This is a genomic window from Mesorhizobium sp. M4B.F.Ca.ET.089.01.1.1, from assembly GCF_004022605.1.
Taxonomy (GTDB): Bacteria; Pseudomonadota; Alphaproteobacteria; order Rhizobiales; family Rhizobiaceae; genus Mesorhizobium; species Mesorhizobium abyssinicae.
Window position 1 is genome coordinate 1 of the sequence record NZ_RZOS01000447.1, and the last position, 4,496, is coordinate 4,496.

The window sequence follows — 4,496 nt, forward strand, 5'->3', positions numbered from 1 at the left end:
CTCTTCCGGCAGGGGAAACCGCCTGATGAACCAGTTCCGCTTTTCCCGCCGCCCCGACATTGGCGACAAGGTCCGGGTTTCGTTCGAGTTCTTCCCGCCGAAGACCGACGAGATGGAAGCCAGGCTTTGGGACACCGTCACCCGGCTGGAGCCGCTCAAGCCGAAATTCGTCTCGGTGACCTATGGCGCCGGCGGCTCGACGCGCGAACGCACCGCCCGCACCGTCAAGCGCATCCTCAATGAGACGACGCTGACGCCGGCGGCGCACATGACCTGCGTCGACGCCGCGCGCGATCAGGTAGACGCCGTGGTGCGCGAATTCGCCGATATGGGCGTCACCCGCTTCGTCGCGCTGCGCGGCGATCCGGCGGCGGGCGTCGGCACCGCCTACAGGCCGCATCCGGATGGCTATGCCAATGGCGCCGAGCTCGTCGGCGCGATGAAGAGCGCCGGCGATTTCGACATCTCGGTCTCCGCATATCCGGAAAAGCACCCGGAAAGCCCCGACTTCGCCACCGACTTCGACATGCTGAAGCGCAAGGCCGACAATGGCGCGACCCGCGCCATCACCCAGTTCTTCTTCGACAACGATCTCTACGAGCGCTATGTCGAGCGGGCGCGGCGGGCAGGCATCTATATTCCGATCGTGCCGGGCATCCTGCCGGTGCACAATTTCACCCAGGTCGCCAATTTCTCGGCGCGCTGCGGCGCGCTGGTGCCGGCATGGCTGGCCGAGCGTTTCGAGGGGCTTCAGAACGACCCGCAGACGCATGCGCTGGTGGCCTCGGCGGTGGCGGCCGAGCAGGTGCTCGACCTCGTCGAACGTGGCGTCAGCGACTTCCACTTCTACACGATGAACCGCGCCGACCTGGTCTTTGCCATCTGCCACATGATCGGCATCCGCTCGCATGAAACGGAAGCGGCTGGCTCGGCCGCGGCCTGATCTGTCGTCGTGACGTGAAGCGCAAAAGGCCGGGTGAGAACCCGGCCTTTCGAAATGGATTGACTGTCAGCTGCTGATTTCTTCCGCTCTGGCGGTTACGGAAGAACGCCTATGATTAGGGCGCCGATGAATGCGAACGCTGCACAAATCATCAATGCGTTGATTGGCCTCGTCAGTCCCATGTCATAGCCTCCTCTTAAGAGCTATGGCAGGAGTCTAGGGTCATTTGTGCCACAGGCAAGCGGAAAATGTGCTGCAATGCGACGTGAATGTGGAATTTGCGACCTGGCTTTTGCCGTTAGGCATTGAAACTCTTCGGCAAAAGCGAGCTCAGGGCTTGTGAATAAATTATGGCGGCCCTGCGGCGGAAGCTAGGCATGGCAGCGTTACCAGGGTCGACTCGGACGGCCTTGCAGCATCGACGTCCGGTAGGAATGCGCGATGCGGGAGTCAATCAAAGGATCTAGATCGCCGTTTCGTTCTAACGAACAACGCGCCTTCAGCGTTGGCCGAACAAGCGCCCGTCTATGGTGATCAGGCCAAGTCCGATCAATGCTATGCCGCCCATTTCGAACAGTTCGAGTCGCTCGCCAAGGAACAGGAAGCCGAGCAGCATGGCGCTGACCGGCACGATGAGCGTGACCAGCGAGGCGTTGGTGGCGCCGGCCGAGGCGACGAGGTTGAAATAGAGAATGTAGGCGAAGGCGGTTGAGAGCAGAGCCAGCCCCAGCACCGCCGCCCAGACTGGCGGCGAGGCCGAGAACAGACCGGCAGGGCCATGGGCGATGAGCACGACCGGGATCATGATGATGGTCGAGGCGGTCAATTGTCCGGTGGCGATCACCGGCGAGGGCACGCCCTTGAAGCGGCGGGCAATCATCAGCGCGACGGCGTAGGAGAGCGAGGCGCCGATCAGCGCGAACTTCGCCCAGACCGGACCGCCAAGCCCGGCAAGCAGGCCGGGACCGATCATCACTGCCGTGCCGGCAATGCCGAGCGCAATGCCGGCAAGCTTGTTCCAGGACAGTTTCTCGTCCGATGTCAGCGCATTGGCGAGGACCAAAGTCCAGAACGGCGTGGTGGCGTTGAGCACCGAGGCGATACCGGCGCCAAGTTCTGTCTGGCCGGCGAAGATCAGCGAGAAGGGGACGACGTTGTTGGCGAGCGCCAGCAGGAAGAACAGGCCTGCATGCGGGAAGGCGAGGCGGAACGAAGGGCCGCGCATGGCGAGATAGAGCTGGAGTGCTGTCGCCGCGATGGCGACGCGAAACAGCACCAGCACAAGGGGCGATAGCTCCGAGACGGCAATGCGGGCGAAGAAGAACGAACCGCCCCAGATCGCGCCGAGCAAAAGCAACTGTCCCCAGTCAGCGAGCGTCATCGGGCCGCGTGCCGTGGCGGTGGCTGCTGCTGTTGCCATATGCCTGCCCTCCCGGACCGTCGGAATGCCGATCCTATAGAATGTCCTTCAAGCCATATGCGGTTCCGAAGCAAGGGCCACCCGAAACATGACGGCTGGCCTAGCTCCTCCCGCAACAGGCGTAACCCGGCAGCGGTAACAAGCCGAGACACAGAATTGTTTTCTTTAGCCGCTAGCTTGGATTAATTGTGCGCAGCCTAGTTCGAAGGATTCGTCCATGCAGCGATTCGAGAATGCCCGCGAGGCGGCGTTGGCGCTTCGTCCGGACGATCCGGTCTATTGCTTTCGCCCTCAGGTGTTGAAGGCCGACGCGCTGCAGTTCATGGGCATGTTTCCCGGCAAGACGGCCTATGCGGTCAAGACCAATGGCGAGCAGATCGTGCTGAAGGCGCTGGTCGAGGCCGGCGTCACCGCTTTCGACGTGGCTTCGCCCGGCGAGTTCGCCGCCGTGCGCGCCGTCTCGCCCGATGCCGAGATGCTCTACATGCATCCGATCAAGGCGCAGTCGGACATCAAGCTGGCGCTGGAGAAATACGGCATTCGCGTCATCTCGCTCGACCATGAGGACGAGATCACCAAGCTGACCAGGGTGGTGCGCGCGCTCGACATCGATCCCGGCGCAATCACCGTCTTCGTGCGCATCCAGACGAAGGGGTCGGCGGCCTACGAACTGTCGAAGAAGTTCGGCGCCGGTCCGGCCTATGCGGTGGAACTCGCCGAGAGGCTCAACCGCACCGGCTACAAGGTCGGCCTCTGCTTCCATGTCGGCAGCCAGATCGAGGATCCCGACACCTATGAGCGGGCGCTGGCCTCGGCCGACTGGGTGCGCAACCGGCTGACCTTCGACATTGCCGGGCTCGATGTCGGTGGCGGCTTTCCGGCCGAGTATGGCCATGATCCCAACCGCAAGCAGGTCGAAATGCCATCGCTCGGCCAGATCATGTCGCGGCTGTCGGGAGACATCAAGGAATACCAGTTCGACCAGATGCCGCTGGTGGCGGAGCCGGGACGGGTGATCGTGGCGCGCTGCCTGTCGCTGATCGTGCGCGTGCTCTTGCGCAAGGGCAAGCGGCTCTACATCAATGACGGTATCTGGGCGTCGCTGTCGGATTCATGGACCGGCAAGATCACGCTGCCGGCGCGTTTCATTCCGGACCCCGCGATCCGTTCGCGCAATGGCGAGGAGAAGAACATCGTGCCCTTCAAGGTCTGCGGCGCGACCTGCGATTCCGTCGATATTCTGTCCAGGCCGTTCTGGCTGCCGGAGACGGTCGACACCGGCGACTGGATCGAGATCGGCCATATCGGCGCCTACTCGCTGTCGCTGAGGACACGCTTCAACGGCTTCTTCCCCGACACTTTCGTCGAGGTGACGACACCGTTCGACGAGGGCGACGCGCCGCAGGGATTTGCGAGTTTGGAGACGATGGCGAGTTAGGCAGTAGGCAGTAGGCAGTAGGAGGTTCTCCAGTCTCTGCTTCAGTTCCTATTGCCTATTGCCTACTGCCTAATCCCTCATCTTACAATCTCGCCAGAAGCTCCGGCGTCGGCCAGCCGTCCACCGGCAGGCCAAGCCGCATCTGTTCCTTGCGGATTGCCTCGCGGGTGTTGGTGCCAAGGATGCCGTCGACGGTGCCGACGTCATAGCCCTTGGCTTCAAGCTTCGTCTGCAGCGCCTTCATCTGATCGCCGCTGAGGCCGGGTTCGGGATTGCGTGGATTGAGCTGCGGGGCGCCCGCCAGCCGGGCGGCGAGGTTGGCCGCGGTCAGCGCGTAGGTGAAGGACTGGTTCCATTCGAGATAGACATCGAAATTGTCGTAGGTGAGGAAGGCCGGTCCCTTGCGGCCCATCGGCAGGGCCAGGCCGGCCTTGAGGCCATTGTCGACAAGCGGGGAGCCGTCCGGGTTGGTGACGCCCCATTGCGTCCATTGCGATAAAGGCAGCTTGTTGGTGCGGCCGGTCTGGTCCCAGGGCATGTCGTCGGGCGCCCGGACTTCCTCGATCCAGGGCTGGTCGCGCTTCCAGCCGCGCGACAGCACCTTGTTGGCCGTGGTCATGATCACGTCCGGTACGCTGTGGCGCAGGTCGACGATGCCGTCGCCATCGCCGTCGACGCCGCGGGCAAGGTAGTCG

General features: G+C 63.0%; 4 protein-coding genes. 2 read left to right on the forward strand and 2 right to left on the reverse strand.

All coding sequences use genetic code 11. The features are described 5' to 3' along the window. Positions 1 to 25 precede the first annotated feature (25 nt). Positions 26 to 943: a methylenetetrahydrofolate reductase [NAD(P)H] gene (gene metF, locus EN780_RS28180; RefSeq protein WP_127283286.1), complete on the forward strand. Its 918-nt coding sequence runs from the start codon at positions 26 to 28 to the stop codon at positions 941 to 943. Positions 944 to 1,442: 499 nt separating this feature from the next. Here the strand turns inward: metF and EN780_RS28185 are convergent, their stop codons facing one another. Further along, the gene (locus EN780_RS28185; protein WP_128275933.1) at positions 1,443 to 2,363 is read right to left on the reverse strand and encodes a DMT family transporter; all 921 of its coding nucleotides are present in this window, start codon (positions 2,361 to 2,363) and stop codon (positions 1,443 to 1,445) included. Between the two features lie 217 nt (positions 2,364 to 2,580). Between EN780_RS28185 and EN780_RS28190 the strand changes: the two genes are divergently transcribed. Beyond that, positions 2,581 to 3,801 (forward strand): alanine racemase, encoded by a 1,221-nt coding sequence (locus EN780_RS28190; RefSeq protein ID WP_127309670.1) that lies wholly within the window; start codon positions 2,581 to 2,583, stop codon positions 3,799 to 3,801. Between the two features lie 82 nt (positions 3,802 to 3,883). Here the strand turns inward: EN780_RS28190 and EN780_RS28195 are convergent. Continuing rightward, positions 3,884 to 4,496, reverse strand: a 613-nt coding sequence (locus EN780_RS28195; RefSeq protein WP_189556794.1) for a peptidoglycan-binding protein, incomplete at its 5' end; no start/stop codon positions are given.